General features: G+C 56.5%; 14 protein-coding genes and 1 pseudogene. 10 read left to right on the top strand and 5 right to left on the bottom strand.

Annotated features, from left to right (window positions below):
- Positions 1-38: 38 nt before the first annotated feature.
- Entirely contained in the window at positions 39-668 is a 630-nt protein-coding gene (locus ACA059_RS03520; RefSeq protein ID WP_497632744.1) for a GNAT family N-acetyltransferase, read from the bottom strand.
- Positions 669-861: 193 nt separating this feature from the next.
- Here ACA059_RS03520 and ACA059_RS03515 point away from each other — a divergent pair, with 193 nt between their 5' ends.
- The 4 genes from ACA059_RS03515 to rimJ are packed head-to-tail and all read left to right on the top strand — an operon-like array spanning position 862 to position 4,449.
- On the top strand, positions 862-1,299 hold the full coding sequence (locus ACA059_RS03515) for a hypothetical protein (RefSeq protein ID WP_497632743.1): 438 nt from the start codon (positions 862-864) through the stop codon (positions 1,297-1,299).
- The gene (locus tag ACA059_RS03510; RefSeq protein ID WP_497632742.1) at positions 1,296-2,756 is read left to right on the top strand and encodes an ATPase domain-containing protein; all 1,461 of its coding nucleotides are present in this window, start codon (positions 1,296-1,298) and stop codon (positions 2,754-2,756) included. The genes ACA059_RS03515 and ACA059_RS03510 overlap by 4 nt, the downstream gene beginning before the upstream one ends.
- 9 nt (positions 2,757-2,765) lie before the next feature.
- Positions 2,766-3,788 carry a sensor histidine kinase gene (locus ACA059_RS03505; RefSeq protein WP_497632741.1) on the top strand — a complete coding sequence of 341 codons (1,023 nt, stop codon included), beginning with the start codon at positions 2,766-2,768 and terminating at the stop codon, positions 3,786-3,788.
- A 58-nt stretch (positions 3,789-3,846) separates the two neighbouring features.
- Positions 3,847-4,449 carry a ribosomal protein S5-alanine N-acetyltransferase gene (gene rimJ, locus ACA059_RS03500; RefSeq protein WP_497632740.1) on the top strand — a complete coding sequence of 201 codons (603 nt, stop codon included), beginning with the start codon at positions 3,847-3,849 and terminating at the stop codon, positions 4,447-4,449.
- Here the strand turns inward: rimJ and ACA059_RS03495 are convergent.
- Both ACA059_RS03495 and pmrG read right to left on the bottom strand, forming a co-directional pair.
- Positions 4,362-5,198, bottom strand: a complete 837-nt coding sequence (locus ACA059_RS03495; protein ID WP_497632739.1) for a phosphatase PAP2 family protein — start codon at positions 5,196-5,198, stop codon at positions 4,362-4,364. The genes rimJ and ACA059_RS03495 overlap by 88 nt on opposite strands.
- A gap of 26 nt (positions 5,199-5,224) precedes the next feature.
- The gene (gene pmrG, locus ACA059_RS03490) at positions 5,225-5,896 is read right to left on the bottom strand and encodes a lipopolysaccharide core heptose(II)-phosphate phosphatase PmrG (protein WP_497632738.1); all 672 of its coding nucleotides are present in this window, start codon (positions 5,894-5,896) and stop codon (positions 5,225-5,227) included.
- 260 nt (positions 5,897-6,156) lie between these two features.
- On the opposite strand from pmrG, the pseudogene ACA059_RS03485 reads away from it, so the two are divergent.
- The 6 genes and pseudogenes from ACA059_RS03485 to ACA059_RS03460 form a co-directional block, all read left to right on the top strand.
- A pseudogene (locus ACA059_RS03485) lies at positions 6,157-7,218 on the top strand (methyl-accepting chemotaxis protein); the annotation flags it as partial.
- A complete protein-coding gene (locus tag ACA059_RS03480) occupies positions 7,213-8,076 on the top strand; it encodes a methyl-accepting chemotaxis protein (RefSeq protein ID WP_409201448.1) in 864 nt (287 codons plus the stop codon). The pseudogene ACA059_RS03485 and the gene ACA059_RS03480, both read left to right, overlap by 6 nt.
- A gap of 248 nt (positions 8,077-8,324) precedes the next feature.
- Positions 8,325-10,913, top strand: coding sequence for a Tc toxin subunit A (locus ACA059_RS03475; protein ID WP_497632737.1), 2,589 nt, complete (start codon positions 8,325-8,327; stop codon positions 10,911-10,913).
- Positions 10,914-10,947: 34 nt separating this feature from the next.
- Positions 10,948-15,582 carry a Tc toxin subunit A-related protein gene (locus ACA059_RS03470; RefSeq protein WP_497632736.1) on the top strand — a complete coding sequence of 1,545 codons (4,635 nt, stop codon included), beginning with the start codon at positions 10,948-10,950 and terminating at the stop codon, positions 15,580-15,582.
- The gene (locus ACA059_RS03465) at positions 15,579-20,081 is read left to right on the top strand and encodes a SpvB/TcaC N-terminal domain-containing protein (RefSeq protein ID WP_497632735.1); all 4,503 of its coding nucleotides are present in this window, start codon (positions 15,579-15,581) and stop codon (positions 20,079-20,081) included. Before ACA059_RS03470 ends, ACA059_RS03465 begins: the two co-directional genes overlap by 4 nt.
- Positions 20,078-22,912, top strand: coding sequence for an RHS repeat domain-containing protein (locus ACA059_RS03460; RefSeq protein WP_497632734.1), 2,835 nt, complete (start codon positions 20,078-20,080; stop codon positions 22,910-22,912). Before ACA059_RS03465 ends, ACA059_RS03460 begins: the two co-directional genes overlap by 4 nt.
- Positions 22,913-22,967: 55 nt before the next feature.
- On the opposite strand, the gene ACA059_RS03455 is transcribed toward ACA059_RS03460, so the two are convergent.
- Together ACA059_RS03455 and ACA059_RS03450 are read right to left on the bottom strand one after the other, a co-directional pair.
- Positions 22,968-23,336, bottom strand: a complete 369-nt coding sequence (locus ACA059_RS03455; protein ID WP_497632733.1) for a glyoxalase superfamily protein — start codon at positions 23,334-23,336, stop codon at positions 22,968-22,970.
- A 190-nt stretch (positions 23,337-23,526) separates the two neighbouring features.
- A complete protein-coding gene (locus tag ACA059_RS03450; RefSeq protein WP_497632732.1) occupies positions 23,527-24,993 on the bottom strand; it encodes an N-acyl-D-amino-acid deacylase family protein in 1,467 nt (488 codons plus the stop codon).

The raw sequence follows: 24,993 nt of genomic DNA, 5'->3' as shown, positions 1-24,993 counted from the left end.
CGCACAGCAAGGGCGGTGGCCGGTAGATGAATTTTTCTTCACCCCGCCGTCCGGCTCCAACCGGTACATTGCGCTCGCTCATTCAAGAAACTACGGTTTGCCCGCCCTCCCGCGGGCTTTTTTTTGCCTGCTGTTTCCTGCGGGCGCTTCAAACGATACAAATACGTGTCCTGGACGCCATGGCGTTCCGAATGCCGCGCTTGCCGTGCAATTCGGATCAGCTCAAACCCAGAGGCTTTAGCCAGGTGCTGACTCGCCCCATTGGCCGAGGAGGTCGTCAGGTAAAACGTACAACCGGGCAGGCTTTTGACTAATAGCTCAAGCGCCCGTCGCATGTAACCTTTCCCCGAGTACTCGGTATTGGCCCAGTAACCCACGACATAGCGATTGCGTCGGCGCGGTTTCAAACCAATGCAGCCAATGACCGCCTGCCCGTCATCGGTCACGATAAACAGACGCCGCTCGCCTGTTTCGCTGTTGAAATCATCAGCCGCCCGCAGCAAAAACGCGCGTGCTTCGTCCTCGGACGTGTGGGGCCTGGCCCACGGCAGAAACTCGCAATGGGCGACATAACTGGCATTCAGGGCTTCCTGAAGCGGTTTACACAGGCTGGGGTCGGGTGCCCTCAAGCTCATTGAGTGCAATTGCAGGGGTAACGAAAGCTCCATGCATCATCCTTAAAGTAAAATTCCATGTTCGCCAAAAAAGGCGATGTTTCCTTGTTTGTGCAGCAAACTGGGGGTCTTTATAGAGCCATGCGCTAACTAGAGCCAGGCTCTGCCGCAATCCCCTGACGCAAATCACTCCCGACACCCCCATAGGGTGTACCATCAAACACTGTCCACCAGATATCAGTTAGCCATGTCCACGCTAAGCGAAGAGAGCCGCCAGATCGTAGCTTCTCTGGTGCACCGCGTTGGCCCCAACGCTGACATTGCAACAGTCGCGCAAGCGATCGCATCAATATTGCAGGATATGGACGCAGCCCTCACGCCCATCATTGGCCAGCAAGGGGTTGTCGCGCTATATCGCCGCAGCCTTCATCTGTGCGCCTCCAGGCATCCGCGCCTGACCGGCACCTATGACAGTGTGCAGGCGGCCTCCCTGGATCTGACTTCCCTCAAGTCCGTACTCGTCGAGCAAAGCGAAACCGATGCGCTGTTTTTCGGTGACGTGTTGCTGACCACGTTTTACGAGCTGCTGACCACGCTGATCGGGCCCTCGCTCACCGCACGTTTGCTTCGTGGCGTGTGGGAACCTTCTTTGAGCGACACCCCTTCGCAGGAAAATTCGCCATGAGCACCAAAGTGACTATCAACCGCCTGGCCACCGGCGTGCCAGGACTGGACGAGGTGCTGGGCGGAGGATTGCCGGAGTTTTCGTTCAACCTGATCGCGGGCCCGCCTGGCTGTGGCAAAACCACCCTGGCGCATCAGATGATGTTTGCCCTGGCGACACCCGAGCGCCCGGCGCTGTTTTTTACGGTCCTCGGCGAGCCGCCGCTGAAGATGTTGCGTTATCAGCAGCAATTCGACTTTTTCGACAGCGAAGCGATCAACCATTCGATCCGCTACGTCAACCTGGCTGACGACACCCTGGCCGGGAATCTGGATGAAGTGCTGCGGCGCATCGTCAGCGAGGTGGAGGCTCACTCCCCGTCACTGGTGTTCGTCGACTCGTTCCGTTCGGTGGTGCTGGCCAGCCAGACCCAGGACAACCCCAACAACAATCTGCCGCAGTTCGTTCAGCAATTGGGCATGTTGATGACCACCTGGCAGGCGACGACCTTCCTGATTGGCGAATACTTCACCGAAACCGACACCAACCCGATTTTCACCGTGGCCGATGGCCTGATCTGGCTGCGCCAGAGCGTTCAGCGCAACTCCATGGTGCGAAAGATGGAAATCATGAAGATGCGCGGCCAGCCGACGCTGCCAGGGCTGCACACCTTCCGCATCGCGACGTCGGGGATCAAGGTCTTTGCGCCAGCAACACTCAACCTGGTTGAAGCGTCACTGGAGTTCCCGATCAAACGCCTGAAAATGGGTGTGCCGCAGCTCGACGACATGCTCGGCGGCGGCCTGCCTCGTGGTTACTCCTTGCTGGTGGCCGGGCCATCGGGCTCGGGCAAAAGCATTCTGGCGTCCACCTTCCTGGCCGAAGGCGCGAGAAATGGTGAAACCGGCGTGATCGCGGTGTTTGAACAACGGCCTAATCACTCCCAGAACGCCACCCTTGCGGGCCTGATCCAGAAGGGACAGGTCGGTCTGGTGGACAGCCGCGCCCCGGACCTATCCATCGACGAGATCGTGCAATTGCTGCTCAGCGAGATCAGCCGACTGAAAGCCACCCGTGTGGTGATCGATTCGTTGTCGGGCTTCGAACTGGCGTTGGCGCCGACCTTCCGCGAAGACTTTCGCGAGTCGCTGTCACGCATGGTCACTGCTTTGACGAGCGCCGGGGTCAGCGTGTTGATGACCTCGGAGCTGGAAGACCGCTACACCGACCTGCGTTTCAGCCCTTACGGCACGGCATTTCTCACCGACGCAATCATCGTTCAGCGCTACATTGAAGTGCAGAGCCGTTTGCTGCGCATCATGGCTGTGGTCAAGGTGCGGGCCAGCGCCCATTCCGATGAGTTGCGCCAGTACCACATCGACGAGAACGGCCTGCAAATCGGCGAGATGTTGCCAGACCAGGAAGGCTTGCTCGGTGGCCGGCCTACCCGGCAGCGTTTGAGCAAAGACGACGGATGAGCAAAAATCATGAGTGAGGCCAATGGCAAGAACGAGCAAGCGATGGCCACCGCCGCTCGCGAACTGTTCCTGCTCGGCCAGAAAACTGTTGAGGCACGGGCAGTGCTGGCGGCGCTGCGAAAAGAGCTGAGCGACGCCAACACCCGCCTGGTCGATAGCCAGCAGGTCGAGCAACTGATCGAGGCCAATCAGCAATTGGTGCTGGCGATTTTGCTGGCGCAGTCGGATGCAGAAAAACCAAAACGCACACAGGAAGAACAACGGCTGTTCCTGGAGATGCGTGAAGCCAACGCGCAATTGGTGATCGCGGCCCTCAGCGCGCAAGACCTGCAAGCCTCGGCCGAACACACCCTGGAACAGCAACGCAACATCCTCACCCTGGTGGCCCACGAACTGCGCAACCCGCTGACACCCATCAGCATGATTGCCGGCCGACTGGTGCGTGTGCCCAGTGAGGAACTGCCGCGCATGCAGGCGCTGATCGAAGGCCAGGTGCAGCACATGTCGCGACTGGTGGACGATCTGCTCGACGTCTCCCGCGCCAGCACCGGCAAGTTGCGCCTCGATTGCCAAATCGTGGATATGGTGCAGATCATCCATCAGGCCATCGATGTGTGCAGCCCGGTGATGGCTGCTCACCATTTGCACTTCACCGCTGAACTGCCCGAGTGCGCGTTGGCGGTGAATGGTGACCCGGTGCGCCTCACGCAGATTCTCGGCAACCTGCTGGGCAACGCGGCCAAATACACACCGGCGCACGGCAATGTCACGCTGTCGGTGACCGCTGAAGCCGACGTGCTGCAGATGAGCATTTGCGATGACGGCATCGGTATTTCCGCCAAGGCGCTGCCGTTTATCTTTGAGCCCTTTGTGCAGGATGTTCACGCCGTCGGCTTCAACGGTGCAGGCCTGGGCATTGGCTTGACAGTCGTTCGCGAGCTGGTCGAAGCCCATGGCGGCACGGTCATCGGCATGAGCGACGGTGATGGCAAGGGCAGTACCTTTATCGTGACGTTGCCGCTGGCGGTTTGAGTTTTTCCGCAGGCCAAGTAATGCTTGCGTGACGATCCCCCGCGAACCGGAGCGCCCTATGCCGCTGTTGTCCCTGCCTTGTAAACGCTTGACGCTGGCAGTGCTCGACCCTGAACAGGCGGCGCTGGAAAGCGACTTCTACCGGCGCAACCTGAGGCATCTCGCCCGGTGGTCGCCGATTCGCCCCGTCGATTATCACAGCCCTGAAAACATCCGCCCACGCCTTGAGGTGCAAGCCAGCGCTTTCCAGGCCGGTCTGGCGGTGCATTTCGCGCTGCTGGATCCGGACAACGGCCAGATGATCGGCGCCTGCAATTTCAGCGGTATCACTCGCGGGGCGTTTCAGGCCTGCTATCTCGGTTACCACATCGACGAATCTCATCAGGGCCAGGGCTTGATGCAGGAAGCCCTGGAAGCGGGAATCGGCTACATGTTCGATGAGCAAAAGCTGCACCGGATCATGGCCAATTACATCCCTGGCAATGAACGCAGTGCGCGGCTGCTGGAGCGTCTGGGATTTGAACGTGAGGGCTACGCCAAGGCCTACCTGAGTATCGCCGGGCGCTGGCAGGATCATGTGTTGACGGCGTTGATCAATGATCGCTTTGAAACACCGGAACAGCGCTGGTCCAGCGGTTGCTCCAGCCGGGCTCGCCCATAGAACGCCAACGCTGTCAGCAAACACGCCAGCCATACGAAGATCCCGGCCCAGAAGGTGTGGGACATGTAGTGCCAGCCTTGCAGAACCCGCGTCGTGCCGTAGACAAAACCGAGCAGCAGCGAGCCGTACATCACCGCTTTGGAATAGCGCCAGCGGTAACGACGCGCCACGAAGTACAACGCCAGCATGGTGAAGCCGCCCGAAGCATGTCCGCCCGGCCAGCAGCGACCATCACCCGCGACTTTCAGCAGATCGAAATTTTGATACCACTCCTTATGCTCGACCTTCCCCGCGTACTGGGTCGTTTCGATCGGGCAGTACACGCTGGTGTGCCCCTTGAGGTAGTGGATCACACCGGTGCTGACGGAGAACGCGAACACCACATAGAGAAAGTCCCGACGGTGCTTGCTGGCAAACCGAAGCACTGGCGCGACTTGGATTTTTTCCAGGAATGCGATGATTTTCGAATGTTTTTCGGCCTTCAGACTCGGCCAGAGAAACGACAGCAAGGCGCCGACGATCGCTAATTCTCCGGTCCAGTTCGGGATGATCCGCGCCCATTTATGGGTGATCTTTTCGAACAGGTGGACATGATCCAGCGGAAACGTCTGCGTGACCGGGTCATAAAAAAGATCATTGAAGGCGATGTCGATTTTGGTCAGGTCGAACAGCAGGAAAACCACGACCGCACAGGCCAGCGGAATGCCAAAGTTCACCCAATAAAAGCGGTAACGGGAAGACGTCAGCATCGTGTGTCCTGATCCAGAAAGTGAATTCATTTGGTGGTCACCAAGCGCCAGTCCGAAGCTTCGATGAAACCGAGCATGTGGGGTGCTTGAGGCGTTTCGGCCGAGATAAACAAAGAAGCGCCGTAGCCGAGGGTAGAGGCGGGCAACTTGAGGTCTCTCTCAAGTTGCGACATGCATTCGCTGTGGGTCACCAGAATCAGGTTTCGCCCGGCCACCTTGTGCGCCAGAGCGTCACGCAGCATGGTGCCCTTGCAATTGATCAACCATTCTTCACCGACCCCAACCTTGTTGAACATGTAACCAGCGGTCTGCGCTGTACGGATCACGGGGCTGTTGTAGATGTCGGCCTTGTTCAGCCCCAGTTGTTCGAACTGCGCACCAACACCCACCGCGACGCTGCGAGAGCGATCGGTAATGCCATCGTTACCGTTCAGACAGGCGGCGCTGGAGTGATCGCAGCGTTCGACGTGACGCACCAGCACGATCACGTCGCCCTTGGCCCAACCGGCCGCCAACGCCCGGGCGCCGGCCACATTACCGTGGGCCAGGTCCGGTACAGCGACCGGCTGCAACAGCCACACCGTCAGCGGAATCACCAACAGCGCCGAGGCGAGCACGACCGCGGCATTGCGATGGCCGGCAAAACGGCTCAGATCAATCGAGCGTTTTACCCCGAACAGACTCAGTCTCAATTCCACATCAAACCGCCTCGCCGGCACGCATCACTGTCATTCGATGCCGCGAGGTTAGAGAGGCTGGCGTCGGCAGCCGGTGAAACTCATGTGAAAAAAAGCTTAAGACCGCACGAAGGTCTTGTTACATATCTGTCCTACAAAAACCATTCAGCTCTCGTAATTGCTGCCGATATACACCTGCAACACACCTTGCTGGCGACCAAAAACAACAATCTTCCAGCCAACCGACGATCTAGAAGCACAACGTTCCTGGAGGACTTTTGATGAATAGCTGGTTCGGCAATATCAGCGTGAACATGAAGCTGGGCTTGGGGTTCGGCCTGGTCCTGGCCCTGACCTGCGTCCTCGCCCTGACTGGCTGGACGAGCCTGGGCGGGTTGATTGACCGCAGCAACTGGATGAGCGACATCACCCAGCTCAATGCCGGCCTGACCAAGCTGCGCGTGGTTCGCCTGCAATACATGCTGACCAACGGCGACGAAACCGCCGCACAGAACGTCCAGACCACGCTCGAGGCGTTCTCCGCTCAGCAACAAGCGCTGGTGGTGAAATTCAAGAGCCCGGAAAACCTCAAGCTGCTCAAAGAGCAAGGCGCCGTCATCGACGCCTACAAGACGTCCCTGAACAAAATGCGCAGCGCCTACCGCACCGGTAACAGCGCGCGCGACACCATGGGCGCCAATGCCGACACCGCCAACACGCTGATCAACGCCATCAACACCCGCGTGCAGCAAATGCCTCTGAGCGACCAGCGCTTCGAACAGTTCCAGGCCATCACGGCGGCCAAGGAAGCCTTCTTGCTGGCCCGCTACGAAGTGCGCGGCTACACCGCGACCACCAACGCCGAGACCGAGCAAAAAGCCGTCAGCCAACTGGACGTGGCGATCGCCAGCCTGAACCCCCTCAACGTGCATTTCGCCGACACTCAGCAAGACGCCCTGCGTCAGCTGGAAACCGCACTGACCAACTACCGCAGCGCCTTGCAGGCTTACAAAGCGGCGAACAGCGATGCGGTGCAGGCGCGCAAGGAAATGACCGACCAGGGCGCCGCCATCGTGACCCTGAGCGACCAGCTTTATCAGATCCAGCTCGACCGTCGTGACGCCGAAAGCGCTCAGGCCCGCACCCTGCAGCTGATCAGCACCTTGCTGGCGTTGCTGGTGGGCATCATTGCTGCCGTGATCATCACCCGTCAGATTACCGGCCCGCTGCGCGACACCTTGGCCGTGGTGGAACGCATCGCCAGCGGCGACCTGTCCCAGGACGTCAAAGTGACTCGCCGCGACGAACTCGGCGTGTTGCAACAAGGCATCGCTCGCATGGGCGTGACCCTGCGCGATTTGATCAGCGGCATCCGCGACGGTGTCGCCCAGATCGCCAGCGCTGCTGAAGAACTATCCGCCGTGACCGAGCAAACCAGCGCCGGGGTCAACAGCCAAAAGATCGAAACCGATCAAGTGGCCACCGCCATGCACGAGATGACCGCCACCGTGCAGGAAGTCGCGCGCAACGCCGAAGAAGCCTCCCAGGCGGCGGCCGCTGCTGACGGCGAAGCCCGCGAAGGCGATAAGGTTGTGAACGAAGCCATCGCCCAGATCGAACGCCTGGCCACTGAAGTGGCACGCTCCACCGAAGCCATGAGCGTGCTGCAACAGGAAAGCGACAAGATCGGCAGCGTCATGGATGTGATCAAGGCCGTGGCCGAACAGACCAACCTGCTGGCGCTCAACGCTGCCATCGAAGCGGCCCGTGCCGGTGAAGCCGGTCGAGGCTTTGCCGTGGTTGCCGACGAAGTCCGTGGCCTGGCTCAGCGCACGCAGAAATCCACCGAAGAAATCGAAGGCCTGGTGGCCGGTCTGCAGAACGGCACTCAACAAGTGTCGGCGGTGATGAACAACAGCCGCGCCCTGACCGACAGCAGCGTCGCGCTGACTCGCAAAGCTGGCGTGTCACTGGAAAACATCACCCGCACGGTGTCCAACATCCAGTCGATGAACCAACAGATCGCCGCAGCCGCCGAGCAGCAAAGCGCCGTGGCCGAAGAGATCAGCCGCAGCATCATCAACGTGCGCGACGTGTCCGAACAGACCGCCGCCGCCAGTGATGAAACCGCTGCGTCCAGTGTTGAACTGGCGCGGTTGGGCAATCAGTTGCAGATGATGGTGAGTCACTTCCGGGTGTAACCCGCGATTCTATGAGTCCCCTTTGCCTGCGTGCCCTACTCTTTCGGGCACCAGGCAAATCGAGGTCTCGGCAATTGGTTTAAAACTGGCACACGCCTGAACTCCTATAGCCCGCCGACCAAAAATACCGACACCGAATCGCTTTTTCATACGCATTACCCCTCAACCAGCCTACCTCCTTCTTTTCTCTACTCCTGTACGTTTCTTCTGACCAAGGGCATCCCGTTGGAATAGGAGACTGACAACACATGGACGTAAGAAACGACTCATTGCTAGACAAACTCATTGACTTCCCTGCCAGCGAAAAAGGGACAAAAACCGACTTCAAAACGGCCATGCAAACTATGAAGATCGAGTCTGTGTTCGATATTGCGCATATGACCCAGGAGCAATTCGCCCGTGAGCTGGCCCGGCACAGCGACGCCAATGCGCAGCAGGCGTATGACAACGCCGTGAGTTACGCCCGACAGATCAGCCGTCTGTATCTGGAGCATCAGGTATCGTCTGGTGACGCCAAACGGCGTGTCCGGCGTAACGCTGATTCCGAATCGAAATCTGTGCCTGCCACCTATCAAACGTTGTTCAACGAGAATTGGGAGCATTTTTGCCATGAAGGCGATATTGCTTCAATTGACTCGCCAGTGGCCTATTTGCGAGCGTTGTATCTGTTTGCCGGACAACTGGAAAACTCATCTCAACAACCAGAAAAAATCCTCCTGGAAAAACGACGCCCGGACCTCAAGGCACTGATGCTGGATCAACAGAGCGCCTTCGTCTCTCGGCCGATGTTGAACATCGTCAATGACACCTTGAGCAGTCATATCCAGAAACACCTGAAAGACACCCACAATTCGAAGAGCGTTCACGAAGTACTGGCCAGCGCGCACTACCCTTTCTCATTGCCCTATGACCTCCATCACCAACAATGCTTGCTTGGGTTGGGCACAGACAAACCGGGGCTGGGCGAGTTGAATTATCGCGTCAGTCTGAAACTGCCGTTTTCACAGAACGCTTGGGTTGATGATGTCCTGAAATCTCGGGTCAACGCTCAGCGACATCTGTCCGGACTAAGTCCAGAGCAGCAGAAGTTGCTAATCACGGAGCTCGATACAGACGCCAACGTTGACACGCTGAAGAAGACCTATGGAACTGAAAACACTGAACGCCTGGGTGAACTTGGGTTTTTCAAGGAACGTACCGGACTGACAACAGAGCAGGTTCAACAGGTGCTCGCACAGGGGAAACACAGCCCTCGCGTCTCAGCCAACAGCCCACCTTCCGCACATGCCAACTACGGTGCGAGTTACATTAACGGTCCGATTTCCGAGCAGAATTCGAAGGGTATTCTGAAGATCGCCATTACCGAAAACAAAGCAAAGGAGATTATCAACAGCTCAGAAACACGTTTCCACCGTTTGCAGCAGATGATCCGACTGCAACGCTGGACCGGTATTCCCTTTGCCGAACTGGATACCTTGCTCGTCAATGCCCTGCGTTCGGAAGGCGGATCATCCAGGACGCTCAACATCAATACCTTGCGCACCCTGGGCGTCTATCGATACCTGAATCAGCGTTATGGCATCCTGCCGGAGGAGTTTGCTTCGTTCCTGCATGACATGCCGACGTCCGCTTGCGGTGATCGAACGCCGTTGTTTGGCCAAGTGTTCAATCGCACAGGACTGCTCGACAATCCTCTGAAAAAAGAGCAGACGACAGCGCTTGTCACTACGGACCTCGAAACCTTCGGCTATCTCAGTGCCGGCCTTGGCCTTTCCTTTACGCAAGACTCACTGTTGCTGCTTGCGCAACAGACCGAGAAGCACGCCTCGTTAAAACATGATTTATCTACAGTGTCCTCGCTCTACCGCCAAGCCCGTATCGCACGGATGTTTGGTCTTTCCCCTGCCGACAGTACAAGGCTCGCCCGATTGCTGGGAGGGGACAAGTTCAGCGAGCTTCTGGTGACAGGAGCATTGAGCGATCCAAACGCACCGACAACCGACATTCTCGACGTACTGATGGCCATGGATTGGGCCGTCGACTGGCTCAGGCAAAGCAACCGTGATATGGCGCAACTGTACCAATTGCTCGGCGCGCACAACGTCGACTTGCCGCTGGAGCAGAATCTGCAAAATCGGTTAGATGCACTTCGTACAACGGCCGGTACATCCGCTGAGCAGCAGCTTCGTCTGATGGAAAGTCTGCTGCACGACATCGCTGGTTTATCCGCGGAGTACGTGCCCAGCGTAATGAAAATGGCCGATACGTCTTTGATGTCGGTGTATGAAGACATCAACGCGCTCACACAGGGAATCATGCCTGCGTCGCTGACGAAGGTACTGCGCGCTACCAAAGCATGCCGGGAACTGCACCTGAGCAGCAGCACACTTGAAGTATTGCTGAATAACCCGCGGTTTCTAGCCTCGAACAACTCGGGAGCTCTAACACTCCAGACGCTTTATCTGCTTGAACGCTTCAGTCATTGCACTCGTCGCCAAGCACAGTCAGAGGACACACTCCTGCATTACTTGCGCCTTACCAATGAGGACGATGAAGCCGATAAGACGACATCGACGTCTTCGGAAAAAGACGTCAACGGTTTGCTGGCCCATCTTCTGAACTGGACAACCGATGAGGTGAGTTGCCTGACGGCACAGTTACCCAACAAGCGTGCGGACTCAATGGAAAAAGTGGATTGGGTCATGCGCTGCCAGGCGTGCTGCGAGAGCACAGGACTGTCAGCAAACATCGTGCTCAAAGCCACCGTTCTGACAGCCGACAGTAAAACATCGGACTGGAAAGCCGTGGGCGAGGCAGTGATCGCGGCCTGTCACTGATACTTCTCCCACTTTCAATATTCAAGGAATGAATATGACCGTTGCATTGAAAAAACAGCTTGATGAAAGCCTGCGCGATGCCTTGTTGGCGTTCTACCTGAACACCGTTTCACCCAACGACGAAACGACAAAAACACTGGGACTCAAAACGGCTCAGCACCTCTACGAATACTGGTTACTCGATGTGCTGATCAGCCAGGATGTGCCCACCACTCCTGTGGCTTGCGCCATTGCCAGCCTGCAGCAATATATCCATCGCATCCTGATGAACATGGAACCCGGTTATGACACCACAACCCTGACTCCCGAGCGGATGCAGACTTGGCGCAACGAGATGCACCAATACCCGATCTGGGCCGCGCATCAACAGTTACTTTACTTTCCGTCGATCTATCTGGATCCGAGCCTGAGGAACAACAAGAGCGACAACTTCCGGCAACTGGAAAATGATCTCAATCAAAACCGGATTCAACCCGACGCCGTTCAGTCGGCCGTTCTAGGCTACCTGACGCGTTTCGAAGAAGTCGCCAATCTGCAAATTCTCAACGGCTATATCGATGGTGAAGACTTTGCCAACAGCACCTACTACTTCATCGCCAAATCCCGCTCCGAGAACACCTATTTCTGGCGCTCATTGAACATGGCCCAGCGTCCGATTGATGGAGCGGCTGCACCGATACCCGCCAGCCCGCACAAACTCGATCAACCAGATCCGTACGCCTGGTCGGACTGGGAAAAAGCTGATGTGCCTATAGCGGATCAAGCGATCGAACACACGATTCGTCCTGTCTGGTTCAACAATCGTCTGTTTGTAGTCTGGGCAGAGTGTATACATCAGAATCCTCCGGGCCACGGCACAGCCTCACCGAGCCCCGGCAATGCGCAACTGACCCCAGGCCTCCCTCTGTTGCGCTTGCACCTATGCTACAAAAAACAGGATGGAAGCTGGAGCGCCCCACGAGTTTGCCTGCAAGGTTATGGTGAGGACGACAAGTTCCAGGGCAAAGACATGGAAGCTATCAAGCCGCTAGTGGATACCGCAGCCGTGCACCACCGCAAAGGTACGCGCGACTTACTTTTTCTCACCTTATGCGTCCATGAATCCAAAACCCAATCAACATTGGCAACAGACAACCAATGCATTTACTTGAATACGGCTTACATCGACAAACATCTCATACAAGAGCCTGGCATTTCAGCTTCAACAAAGCAGGCCGTGACAAACCAACTAGAGGGTAACCCCCATCAGGGCTTGAGAACGCTTGAGGACTCTAAAAGCGGTCGTATTCAGGCGAAAGGCCAATTCCAGGAACAGACATCAACAAAAATCGACCACTCTGACATTGAACTGCCCTCGGGCACAGTCGCAGCCATCTCGAACTTCAATGGATACCAGAGTCGGATTAACGCCACACGACGCTATGACCCTGCCACCTCTTCTCTGACGTTAGGCCTCACAACCTCAAACGGCATCACCCCCGGCATCAGCCTTTCTCCTACAGCCAATGCGATGAGTTTCCTTTTTTCGTCCCGGCCAGATAGCCCCCCTCTGCTTGATTTGAGACTTAAGCTCCCCCCTCAAAGCCTGCCGGATACTGCGTATGTACGACTTGCTGAGGGCTCGCATTTTGAAGCGCCGGACAATCTACTGGGGAGTCCCAACCGCACTTATTCATTGTCATTCGCCCACCTGACCAACGTATTGAGAGACAGTGAAAACTCACCCGGTTTTACACTCGACAATGGAAAAAACCTCAGCGGAAAACTAATTTCCACAGCAGCAGCAAGACACTTGATCCAAGTACATTCGAACAGCTCCGACAGCACTGGCGGAGGTCGCGTAGAAAACGTTCTCTTTGCAGAAGCAGGTAACCCAGTACTGAACTTCAATCACGCTTCCTTTCGGTACGACGAACCGTTACGCATTCAATATGTCATTTTCCGCCAATCAGGAACCTCCAGGGGGCACGCCCTTGATCTCAAGCACCTGGAGGTTATAGCGAAGTCATTTCCGGGAATGGAACTGAACGAGGACTTTCGGCACACATGGACCCGCGAGGATATCGATGGAGCCGGCGAAACGTTTTTCTACGGGATTGCCCTGACCCGCCCTGGCGAACCGAATACCCCCATCTATTCCTCCCTCAAAGCAATCAAACTGGATGTCGTCACCGTCCCCACTTCGCGCCAACCTCCCGTCATTGCCTATGGAGCGACGCCCCGCCTGCGAGCCACTCAATTTCTCGATTTCTCAGGTTCGGAAATCGCCAACAGAGATGCGGGCCTCCTCCCTCGCGAAACGATCCGCTTGAACACCACGCTCGCTCCAGAGTTGATCCGCAGGACTGTAAACAGTTTCGATGAGCTATTCAGCAGTGAAACACAGCACCTGCGCGAACCTCATATTGAAGGTGATGTTACAAGCAAGATGGATTTCCACGGTGCCTACGGTCGTTACTTCACCGAGCTGTTTCTTTATTTGCCGTGGTTAGTCGCGCATCGATTGAACACCGAACACCAGTACGACGAAGCAGAACGCTGGATCCGATACACCTTCGATCCAAGCCGCAAACGCTCCGACTGCTGGAACGCTTTACCCTTGACTGCAAATACACCCGCAGCTTACGCCGATCAGGCACCCCATGATCCGCACCAGATTGCCCTTAGCTATCCGATGCACTTTCGTAAATCGCTGTATTTCCTGTACCTCGATATCCTGATCAATCGCGGTGATTGCGCCTATCGGACGCTGACTCCCGACAGCCTCGCCGAGGCGAAGTTATGGTACATGCGGACGCAGGATCTGTTGGGGTCACGCCCGATTGTTCAGCAAGTGGATCAATGGCCGGCCATTGATCTGCAAACCTTGAGCGAGACATCCAGTAAAAATCTGCGCACATTCGAGCGTTCACTGACCCGTTCAACCAATAACCGCCCGCTGCTGGTACCTGGCAGAAATCCTCAAACGTCCCTGCCAGCTATCGATACCTCGCATCTGCGCTTGCCATTCAACCCGCTGCTGTTCAGGCGCTGGGATATCGTCGAGAGTCGCCTGTACAACCTGAGGCACAACCTCGACATCGCCGGCAAGCCGCTGCATTTGCCATTGTTCGCGGCACCTTTGGACCCGCGAGGTTTACTCAGTGCCAATGTGTCGAGTGCCTTGAATGGCACAACCTCACAATTGCCAAACACGCAAATCCCCCCCTATCGCTTCACTGTCATGCACAGTCTGGCCCTGAGCGCAGTGGAAAGGGTCAGTCAGTTCGGTGCCACGCTGCTGTCGCTGATCGAACGCAAAGAACAGGCGCAGTTACAGGATCTGCAGCAACAGCAAGCCTGGAACCTGGCGAAAATCTCTGTCGAGCTGCAAACCCAGGCACTACGCATCGATCATCAAAACCGCCAGGCACTGCTGGCCAGCAAAGCGATTGTCCAGAGCCGAGTCTTCCACTATCAACAGTTGCTGGAAAAAGACATCACTGAAACAGAGAGGCTGGCCAGTCAATTATATTTGAGCAGCGGTGCAGGCGAAGTTGCTGCATCGGCCGCTCAGGTCATCGCTGGCGGTCTGATGCTCTTACCAAACATTTTTGGATTAAGCGATGGCGGCATGCGTTGGGAAGGGACGGCGCACGCCGCCACTGCGCTCGCTCAAGGCAGTGCAATAGAAGCTCGCACCTCGGCATTGAATCTCGACCGTACGGCGCAGTTCAGTCGTCGCCGGGAAGAGTGGACATTGACCCGTGATCAGGCGCAACTCGAACTCGTGCAAATCGATGCACAACTGGTGCACTTCGCCGAGCAAGAAACGGCCTCCCGCCTGCAACTGCGCCTGGCTGAAACAACATTGAGCCACGCCAAGGCCAACTACGACTTTCTCGGCAAGCGCTTTACTAAAGCGCAACTGTACCAATGGCTCAATAGTCAGTTTGCCACGCTGTACTACCAGGCTTATGACGCGACGCTGGCCTTGTGCCTGACTGCCGAAGCCTGCTGGCAATACGAGCGTGCCGATTTCACCACGCGGTTTGTCCAAGCCGGAACATGGAACACAAGTTACCGTGGGCTAGGCGCAGGCGAACAGTTGAAACTGAGCCTGTTGAAGATGCAGACCGACTACATGCAGCGCCACGAGCGGGAGTTGGAAATTCGTAAAACGGTGTCGCTACGTGAGATCAAGGACAAGGACCACTCGGTTAATAAACCGTGGTCGCAGATTCAAACCGAGCTGAAGAACGGGGCCTGTGATTTCGAGCTGACTCACGCAATGTTTGAGGCCGACTATAAAGACCAGAAACATTACCTGAGACGCATCAAGACCATTAGCGTCTCTTTGCCAGCCTTGCTGGGGCCTTATGAAAACGTCAGGGCAACGCTGACTCAAATCTCCAGCAAAGTGTTCATGTCCGCAGGTGACAAAGGACCCACCATGGAGAATAAACGAGCCAATCAGCAAATCGCTCTTTCCACTGGGGTCGACGACAACGGCTTGTTCACCCTGAACTTCAACGATGAACGCTACCTGCCTTTTGAATACACCGGTGCAATCTCAACATGGCGTCTGACCTTCCCGAACCCCACACTTCAGGAAGCCATGCTGGAATCGCTGACCGACATTATCGTGCATGTGAACTACACGGCCAGAGTAGACGGAGGTTCGCAATGAGTGAACACGCCGCAATGTCTGTGACCGCACCTGCACTGCCCAAAGGGGGTGGCGCCATTCAAAGCATTGGCAAAGGTTGGGGGGCTATCGGCGCCAATGGCACCGCCTCGTATGAGATTGCCTTGCCCATTTCGCCAGGCCGCGGCTTCGCACCTTCCTTATCGCTGAGCTATGCCAGTTCGGTCGGTAACAGTATGTTTGGAATCGGCTGGGGAATGTCACTACCTGCCGTGGGGCGAGGTGTCAATAAGGGTGTTCCGGCCTATACCGACGATGACGAGATCGTCGGCCCCAACGGGGTTGTGTGGATGCCCGAGCGAGATTCCCAAGGCGTCATCAGCTCAACTAGCACCGCTCGCTACAACGACCTGGAACTCAATACGACCTACACCGTGGTACGCCATTTCCCGCGCCTCGAAAGCACCTTCGACAGAGTTGAACACTGGTTCTCCGAGAGCGACAGGCCGGGTTTCTGGTTGGTGCACGGGGCCGACGGCAGCCTTCATTTGTTTGGAAAAAAACCGGCATCGCGCATCTCTGACCCTGAGGATGTGAACCGTGTTGGCCAATGGCTGCTTGAAGAAAGTCTGAACCCGCTCGGCGAGCATATCCTTTACCAGTACAAGGCCGAGGATGATCACAACGGCGCCACGGCCCAGCGCTACCTGAGCAGTGTGAGCTATGGCAACTTCACGGCCGATGCACACCTGTACCTATGGAAACCGGATGAGCTGAAATCTGTGAAGTGGCACTTCGAACTGGTGTTCGACTACGGTGAACGGAGCCTGGAGTACCAACAGAAACCGGCATATACCGGGCAGCACTGGCAAGCACGTAGCGATGCCTTTTCCAGCTTCGCTTACGGCTTTGAAATACGCACTGAACGTTTGTGCCGCCAGGTTCTGATGTTCCACCTCTTCCCCGATGAATTGGGCACCGATCCCGCGCTGGTTCGGCGCCTGCTAATCGATTACCGTCAGACGCCACTGGGCTATCAACGCCTGACCGCCGCCCATGACCAAGCGTATGGCGACTCGATAACCGCCGAAAATCATCCGCCCGTTGAATTCAGCTACAGCGAGTTCAAACTTCCGTCTGACGCCCACCTCTGGCAGCAGTTTCAGGACATGCCCGGTCTCAATGACGACCAACATTATCAATTGGTGGACCTGTACGGCGAAGGTCTGCCGGGCCTGCTCTATCGAGTTGATACGGTCTGGTATTACCGCGAGCCCCTGCGAGCAAAAGCCAGAAGCAATGAGGTGGTTTACGGTGAATGGCGCACTGTGCCCAGTATTCCTAACGCAGATACTTCCAAATCTGCGCGCCAGTCATTGAGCGATCTGACGGGCGATGGTCGACTGGACTGGATCATTGTTCAGCCGGGCTTGAACGGTTTTTTTTCCCTGGACCCTGACGGCAAGTGGTCAAACTTCACGACGTTTGATGCGTTCCCCTTGGAGTTTTGCCACCCACAAGGGCAGTTGGCCGATCTGATGGGTGATGGTCTCAACGATCTGGCACTGATCGGCCCGCGAAGCGTACGCCTGTACGCTAATCGGCGGGAAAAGGGATTTTCAGCAGCCCGCGAAGTGCTTCGCAAAGAAGATGAAGATTCCCTTCCCGCAGTGACTTCTTCGTCCGCCGAGCTGGTGGCTTTCAGCGATATGCTGGGCAGCGGTCAACAGCATCTGGTGCGCATTCGTCACAACGAAGTGAAGTGCTGGCCGAACCTGGGGCATGGGCGTTTCGGTAAAGGTATCGTGTTGGGTTCGCCGAACCTTGCTTACGAGATATTCGACGCGTCGTGTATTCGTCTGGCAGATCTGGACGGCTCCGGTGCCGCCGACCTGATTTATCTGGAAGCAGATCAGGCGCTGATCTTTATGAACCGCTGCGGCAACGGCTTTTCCCCTCCGATTGCCCTGCCTTGGCCGCAAGGTGTGCGCTACGACCGTTTTTGCCAAGTGAGCATCGCCAACCTGCTGGGGCTCGGTTGTTCCAGCCTGATTCTGAGCGTGCCGCACATGGCACCCCGGCATTGGCGCTACGACTTTGTCAGTGAAAAACCGTATTTACTCACGGGCACCAACAACAATATGGGCGCCGCAGGCATCATCATCTACCGCAGTTCGGCACAGGAGTGGCTGGACGAGAAAGCGGAGAAAAACAAACGCGGCAAGCCCCCCACCTGTCGTGTGCCATTTGCCTTGCATCTGGTCTCGAATCAGACCCAGCTCGACGAGATCACTGGCAATCGACTTACGCAGAACTTTTCCTATCGCCAAGGCTATTACGATGGCATCGAGCGAGAGTTTCGCGGCTTCGGCCTGGTGCTGCAAACTGACAGCGAAACCAGCCCCGGCGATGCCGACTTGCAAGGTTTTACGACACCGTCCCTGAAAAAGAGCTGGTTCCACACTGGGCAAGCCGTGGACCTGCCCCGTAACGGTTATCACAGAGCGGACAAAAAAGCTGTGGCATTGGGCAAAGCACTACTTTGCCAATACCACTCCGAGACAGAGAGTGACACAGTCATCGCTTCGCCAAACGTGCCGACGACCCTGGAAATGGCGCGCGCCCTGAATGGTCGTTTGCTACGCACCGAAATTTTCGGCGTCGATAAGCGCCAGGGAACCCAAACGCTTTATTCGGTTCAGGAACACCGTTATCGCGTGCGCTTGCTACAAGCCCTGGAGGTAAATCGGCGCTACACCCGGATGTTGCCGTTACTGCTGGAGTCCATCAGCTATCAATACGAAGGGATTGCTGATGATCCGCAATGCCAGCACACCTTCAATCTGCAGCATGACCTATATGGCGCACTGACTCACAGCGTGAGCGTCCATTACGCTCGCCGCAAAACGGACAGCGATACCCCACCCTTCAGCGATGCCGATCAACAACAATGGTGGCGCGATGCTCATGATCCTGCACAGCAGTTCTACTACCTGAACGAAACCCGTGCCGAGTTTATCCATCTTCAGGAGTCCCAGGGATGGCGGCTAGGCCTGCCGTATCGCCAGCGAACCAATGCATTGAAACGCCCCAAGGCTCCCGAAACGGGAGGGTTGACTGCACAGGACATGACTTATGAAAAACTCATCGCGCTAGTCAAGGAAACGGCCTGGGTAACCCAAAGCACTCTGACTGGCTTGTCGGTGCAACGCTACAAGAACACCTCGACCGCAGAAACCCTGCAGGACGGTCTCGCTCACTTCGAAGCCTTGGCCGACCATTTGGAGACCGCCGAGCTGGACGAATCAGCCCTGCAAGCTTTCCACCTTTTGTCACAGGAAACTCGCCCAAAAGGAAAGTTACTCGAACGCAGTGGCTATCACCGTATGATTGATTTCCTCCCTATAACAACGCCCCCAAGAAAACTCTGGTCGGTCAAAAGCAGTTTCGCTACCTACGCTACTCTGGAAGGTTTTTACAAAACACGGAGCCTATGCCCGAATAAAAGCCATGGTGAGATTGATATCAGCCATGACAAATACTGCCAATTCATGACCGCGCTCAAACTGCCTGATGGTTGCTTCACCCACGCCACCTATGATTACCGCACACTTCAACCCCGACGCATCATCGATCCGAACGGGAACATTCAAGAAGGTCTCTACGACGGCTTTGGCGAGATACTGGCCAGCAGCTTTTACGGTACTGAGGGCAACACACTCACAGGTTTCAAACCGATCGCTGATTACAAACGCCCGAAGCTCACCAGCCCAAATGATGCAATAGGAGACGGAAAAAAAGCGTTGCAGAAGGCCGCCAGCGCTACGTTTCTTGCGCCATTCAGCTGGATGGGACGTCTCTCGGACACAGCTATGAAGGATAGTGATTGGCTGGCGCGTTGTGTCGCCAAGGGGGATTTGCTGCCCGGTGGATTTATTTTCAACCGGACTCGAGAGCGTCTGGCGGGGCTTGAGAAATGTTCTGCCGATGATGAGAAACTGAAGTCCGAAATCGACAACTCACCCCGTGAACCGGTACATGTCGCGGTCCTGGTCGCCGATCGTTATCCCGATGATAACCAGAAACAAATCCGCAGCACCGTCACCTGCTGCGATGGCTTCGGCCGAACACTGCAAAGCAAGCAACAGGTCGAATCGGGATCGGCCTACGTCATCAACGCCAAAGCAGAGCTGACCCTTAAGGATGGAAAACCGATTGAGCAGATGTCAGCAAAGCGCTGGCGTACCAGCGAACGGGTGGAATACAACAACAAGGGATTGGTGATCCGGACTTACCGCCCGTACTTTGCCGATCAGCATCAGTACATCAACGATGCATCCTTGCGGCAGTTTGGCCACAGCGACCTGCAGTTTTACGATGCGCTGGGGCGACCGACTCACACACGACTCGCCAAACAAGGCGATCTTTCCTATATGCGGCGGCAAACCCGACATCCCTGGTACACCGTTGATGAGGACGAGAACGATACGCTCGAGGAGATAACGCCCAAAGCATCTGCCACTTCCGGAGGTGACGCATGAGCGCGCAATTGCATCGCAAGACACCGACGCTCAACGTTGTCGACAGCCGAGGCCTGACAGTTCGGCATGTCGCTTACTGGCGCGGTGACGCGGCCACAACTGCACAAGCGCGGATTACCCGCCAGGCGCACGACCTTGCCGGACGCCTGGTTACGCAATGGGATCCTCGACTGTTTGGCGAGGCTGCAAAGGCCAACCTGACAAGCATCTACAGCCTGTCCGGCAAGTTGCTGAAGGTGGACAGTGTCGACGCCGGTTGGCGGCTGTATCTGCCCGGAGACGCGGGGCAGACATTGCGCAATTGGGATGAGCGCGGCAGTCATTGGCAAACGACCTACGATAACCAGCTCAGGCCTGTCAGCGTTCAGGAACAAGCGGCAGGCCAGACTTTGCGCGTGATCGAGCATTTGAGCTACGGCGATAGCTCGCCGGAATCTGCGGAGCGCAATCTGTGCGGCGCACTGACCCGTCATGATGACAGCGCCGGCACCCTGCTCATCAACAAGTACGCGCTCTGCGCCAAACCTCTTCGCCAAACACGACATTTCCTCCTGGATCCCCGGCAACCATATTGGCCGACGGACGAGACGAAGCGCGATGGACTGCTTGAAGAGGAGAACGGTCATGAGACGACCTGGCAATACGACGCGCTGGGAGAACCCATCCTGCAGATCGATGCCAGTCAACATCAACAGCGCTTCTCATTTGATGTCGCTGGCCAACTCAAGACAATCAGTTTGTTAATCAGGGAAACGGCTAATGAACAGATCATCCTGAAGGATCTGGTCTACAACGCGTTTGGCCAGGTTGAATACCAGACCGCCGGGAACGGTGTTATCAGCCACGCCGTGTTCGATCCGGCCAGTGGCCGCCTGACCTCACTCAGCGCATCTGTGTCGGCCAGCACCTTGCAGGATTTGCACTACACCTATGACGCGGTGGGCAATGTGATGCAAATCGAGGACAGGGCTCAACCGGTGCACTTCGGCAGTAATCAAAAGGTCGAGGCTGTCAGCACATTCACGTACGACAGCCTCTACCAACTGACCAGCGCGACAGGCCGTGAAGCAGCGGGACAGAATACTCACCCCCACCTTCCCACTTCCAGCAGAACACCGATTGACGCCAATCAACTGTTCAACTTTGCCGAGCACTACGAATACGATGCCGGTGGCAACCTGACTAGACTGCGTCATGTTCGCGACCGTAGTAGCTATACCCGGACGTTGAATATTGCCGCCGCAAGCAATCGCCTTCTGTCCTGGAACAAGGGCGGCTCAATGGCTGATACGACTGCGAATTTCGATGCCAACGGTAACCAGCAGGCGCTATACCCGGGCCAGACACTGGAATGGAACCTCCACAATCAACTCAAAAGCGTGAAGCTGATCCAGCGTGACGATGGCCGCGATGACATTGAACGATATTGTTACGACAGCAGCGGGCAACGCGTACGCAAGATTCAAACAACCTATGCGGCATCGGTGACTCACACCCGAGAAGTCCGCTACCTGCCAGGCCTCGAAATTCGCACCCGCAACAACGAACGCCTGGAAGTCATTACCCTGCAAGCCGGTCGTTGCAACGTTCGCTACCTGCACTGGACCACCGGCCGGCCGAGCGGTATCGCTGCAAACCAATTGCGCTACAGCCTCGACGATCATCTGGGTTCCAGCTCGCTGGAACTCGACAACCAGGCGTGGTTGATCAGTCAGGAAAGCTATTTACCCTATGGAGGAACCGCTTGGTCAGCATCTCGTTCGAAGGTGGAAGCCGACTATCGAACCATCCGGTATTCGGGCAAGGAACGCGACGCCAGTGGCCTCTATTACTACGGAGCTCGATATTACGCGCCATGGTTGCAGCGCTGGATCAGTCCCGATCCGGCGGGGACGGTTGACGGGCCGAACCTGTATTGCATGGTCGGGAATAACCCACTGCGCTACATCGATCGTCACGGCAATCAAAAAGACGAAGCTGCCATCAAGGAAGAATTAGGTACCTATCCCAGCATTTTGAACGAAGTGAACAATAGGGTTGGCACGCTGAACCATCAGCTCTACAACAGCATGAGAAAAAGAGACATCGTAAAACGACTGTTTCAGAGTTACGCCTATAACGCAGTGCGGCATGTGTTGGCGTTAGGGGCCGGCCTGCTGGCCGCACCGACCGGGCCGGCTGGCATGTTAGCGGCGACAGTCACCACTTCTTTAACGACTGACAAGCTTGCCAGCAAATTCAATGCAACACGGCATCTGCCCGTCGCCATGTATCCCCAGACCCGCCGACTGAAGCCTGACGAAATAGAATATGGAGGCCGGACGGCTTTCTATGACGTGAGCGCAAAGTTGCAGCACTTAAAAGCAGAGGACCTGAATCCACGGAAGGAGACCGGACAGAAAAACCTGTCGGTGATGACCACCGGCTTCATTCTGACAAAGGTGCTTGAGGTCAAAGGCGCATGGATTCCAAACTTTGAATCCTCGACTCAAGCGACCAAAGCCCTCGAAGGTCTGCCGGGACAGAAAATCGAGCGTTTGAACAATGCCCTGATAGAACTCGACAACAATCTGGAGCACGACGCGCACGCCATCAATGCAGCATTTGACGAATTGGGAGTGGAGGAGTTTTATGCCGCAGGTGTGAAAGGCAGACTGGGTCAAACCACTGATCGCATGGCCAATCGTATAGGTGTAGAAAGTTCAAGTCTCATAAGCCGCGCCTCTATGCAACGTGAGGTGAACATCACACGTGCAACGATACAAAGAGGAAGGGAATTGCTGTTCAAGCTCAATGAACACAACAAATCGCAAGGCAAGTTTTTTGTTTGAAGTTGGCCCGCGAGGCTTGTCGGGAAATCGACGGGCCTCGCTTAACCTCGCTCAATCAAACACTGATCGCATTGGTAAACACCAACCGATTGCCGAACGGATCGCTGATGGTCATGTCCTGGCTGCCCCAGGGCATTGCCTGTATCTGTGGGTGCGAAAACTTGTATTCCTTCGCCAACAATTGCTGCTGAAAGACCTCAAGCTCATCGGTCTCGATCCGCAATGCCGAGCCCGGCGTGCTGTCTCCGTGATGTTCGGACAGATGCAGCACGCACTCACCACGGGAGACTTGCAGGTACAACGGAAAGTTGGGCTCGAAACGATGCTGCCAGTCGATCTTGAACCCCAGGAAGTCGACGTAGAACTCCACTGCTTTGGTTTCATCGAAAATCCGCAGGATCGGGGTGGTTTTGCCGAAGCTCATGGAGTTGCTCCCAGACTGATAAGACACCCCATTGTAGTTGGGATGGATGTCAGCACTTCGGCTCGGTGATGGCTTTCTTTAATTGCAATATGCCACTATGCGGAGCAGATCAAAAGATCGCAGCCTGCGGCAGCTCCTACATCGAAATACGTTCCCTGTAGGAGCTGCCGCAGGCTGCGATCTTTTAGCGTCAACGCGATGAATGAAAGCCTTTACTCAAATTTCCTTCCCGCGCCAGAAACCGCCCTTCCCTTCTGCCGTTCGCCTGACCTTCGCTGTAACTCAAGACACCGTTGATCCAAACCCCATCAACCCCTTCCGCCGCCCGTTGCGGATCATTGAAATCCGCCACATCGCGAATCGTCACAGGATCAAACAACACCAGATCCGCCCAATGTCCTTCACGGATTTCGCCACGTTCCTTCAAGCCAAATCGCGCCGCCGACAACCCGGTCATCTTGTGTACGGCGGTGTGCAACGGAAACAGCCCCACGTCGCGACTGAAATGTCCGAGCACGCGTGGGAATGCGCCCCACAAGCGGGGATGCGGAAACGGGTCTTCCGGCAATCCGTCAGAGCCCACCATCGACAGCGGATGCGCGAGGATTCTTCGTACGTCCGCCTCGTCCATTCCGTAGTACACCGCCCCGGCCGGTTGCAGTCGTCGAGCGGCCTCGAGCAACGGCACGCCCCACTCGGCGGCGATGTCCATCAGGTCACGGCCGCCCGCTTCAGGGTGCGGCGTTGACCAGGTGATGGTGATGCGATGAGCGTCGGTGACTTGCTTGAGGTCCAGCGTCGAGGAGCTCGCCGCGTAGGGATAACAGTCGCAGCCTACCGGGTGGGTTTTCGCCGCGTGTTCGAGGGACGCCAACAGTTGCGGACTGCGCCCCCAGTTACCGGCGCCGGCACATTTGAGGTGGGAAATAATCACCGGTGTTTTGGCATGACGGCCGATCTGGAACGCCTCATCCATGGCCTCCAGCACCGGCTCGAATTCGCTGCGCAAATGGGTGGTGTAGACCGCGCCGAAGGCGGTCAGCTCTTCGGTCAATTGCATCACTTCATCGGTGGAAGCCGAGAACGCGTTGGCATAGGCAAGCCCCGTGGACAGGCCCAACGCACCGGCCTCAAGACTGTCGCGCAGTTGCTCGCGCATCGCGCTGATTTCGTCCGGCGTGGCGGTGCGAAACAGGTTGTCGAGGTGGTTGCTGCGCAGCGCCGTGTGACCGACCAGTGCGGACACGTTCAGCGTGGTGTTTGCCGCTTCGACGGCTGCGCGGTAGTCGCTGAACCTCGGATAAACGAACGCTGCTGCGGTGCCGAGTAGGTTCATCGGGTCGGGCGGATCGCCGCGCAAACTCACCGGAGAAGCGCTGATCCCGCAGTTACCGACAATCACTGTGGTCACGCCCTGGCTGAGCTTGGGCAGCATCTGCGGCTGGCGGATCACCACGGTGTCGTCGTGGGTGTGCACGTCGATGAAACCTGGTGCCAATACGCGGCCGGCGGCGTCAATTTCTTCGGTGGCGCTGGCATCGTGCAAGTCGCCGATACGCTCGATGCGGCCGTTCAGAATCGCCACGTCGGCGGGGTAACCGGGGGCGTTGCTGCCGTCGATGATCAGGGCGTTGCGGATCAGCGTGTCGTACATCAT

This window comes from Pseudomonas sp. LBUM1647, assembly GCF_059716175.1.
This window is presented reverse-complemented; position numbering and strand designations above follow the sequence as displayed.

Excerpts from the sequence above, each read along its gene's own strand:
- ACA059_RS03520 (WP_497632744.1), bottom strand. The coding sequence starts at position 668 with ATGGAGCTTTCGTTACCCCTGCAATTGCACTCAATGAGCTTGAGGGCA.
- ACA059_RS03515 (WP_497632743.1), top strand. The coding sequence starts at position 862 with ATGTCCACGCTAAGCGAAGAGAGCCGCCAGATCGTAGCTTCTCTGGTG.
- ACA059_RS03510 (WP_497632742.1), top strand. The coding sequence starts at position 1,296 with ATGAGCACCAAAGTGACTATCAACCGCCTGGCCACCGGCGTGCCAGGA.
- ACA059_RS03505 (WP_497632741.1), top strand. The coding sequence starts at position 2,766 with ATGAGTGAGGCCAATGGCAAGAACGAGCAAGCGATGGCCACCGCCGCT.
- rimJ (WP_497632740.1), top strand. The coding sequence starts at position 3,847 with ATGCCGCTGTTGTCCCTGCCTTGTAAACGCTTGACGCTGGCAGTGCTC.
- ACA059_RS03495 (WP_497632739.1), bottom strand. The coding sequence starts at position 5,198 with ATGCTGACGTCTTCCCGTTACCGCTTTTATTGGGTGAACTTTGGCATT.
- ACA059_RS03480 (WP_409201448.1), top strand. The coding sequence starts at position 7,213 with ATGGGCGTGACCCTGCGCGATTTGATCAGCGGCATCCGCGACGGTGTC.
- ACA059_RS03475 (WP_497632737.1), top strand. The coding sequence starts at position 8,325 with ATGGACGTAAGAAACGACTCATTGCTAGACAAACTCATTGACTTCCCT.
- ACA059_RS03470 (WP_497632736.1), top strand. The coding sequence starts at position 10,948 with ATGACCGTTGCATTGAAAAAACAGCTTGATGAAAGCCTGCGCGATGCC.
- ACA059_RS03465 (WP_497632735.1), top strand. The coding sequence starts at position 15,579 with ATGAGTGAACACGCCGCAATGTCTGTGACCGCACCTGCACTGCCCAAA.
- ACA059_RS03460 (WP_497632734.1), top strand. The coding sequence starts at position 20,078 with ATGAGCGCGCAATTGCATCGCAAGACACCGACGCTCAACGTTGTCGAC.
- ACA059_RS03455 (WP_497632733.1), bottom strand. The coding sequence starts at position 23,336 with ATGAGCTTCGGCAAAACCACCCCGATCCTGCGGATTTTCGATGAAACC.
- ACA059_RS03450 (WP_497632732.1), bottom strand. The coding sequence starts at position 24,993 with ATGATGTACGACACGCTGATCCGCAACGCCCTGATCATCGACGGCAGC.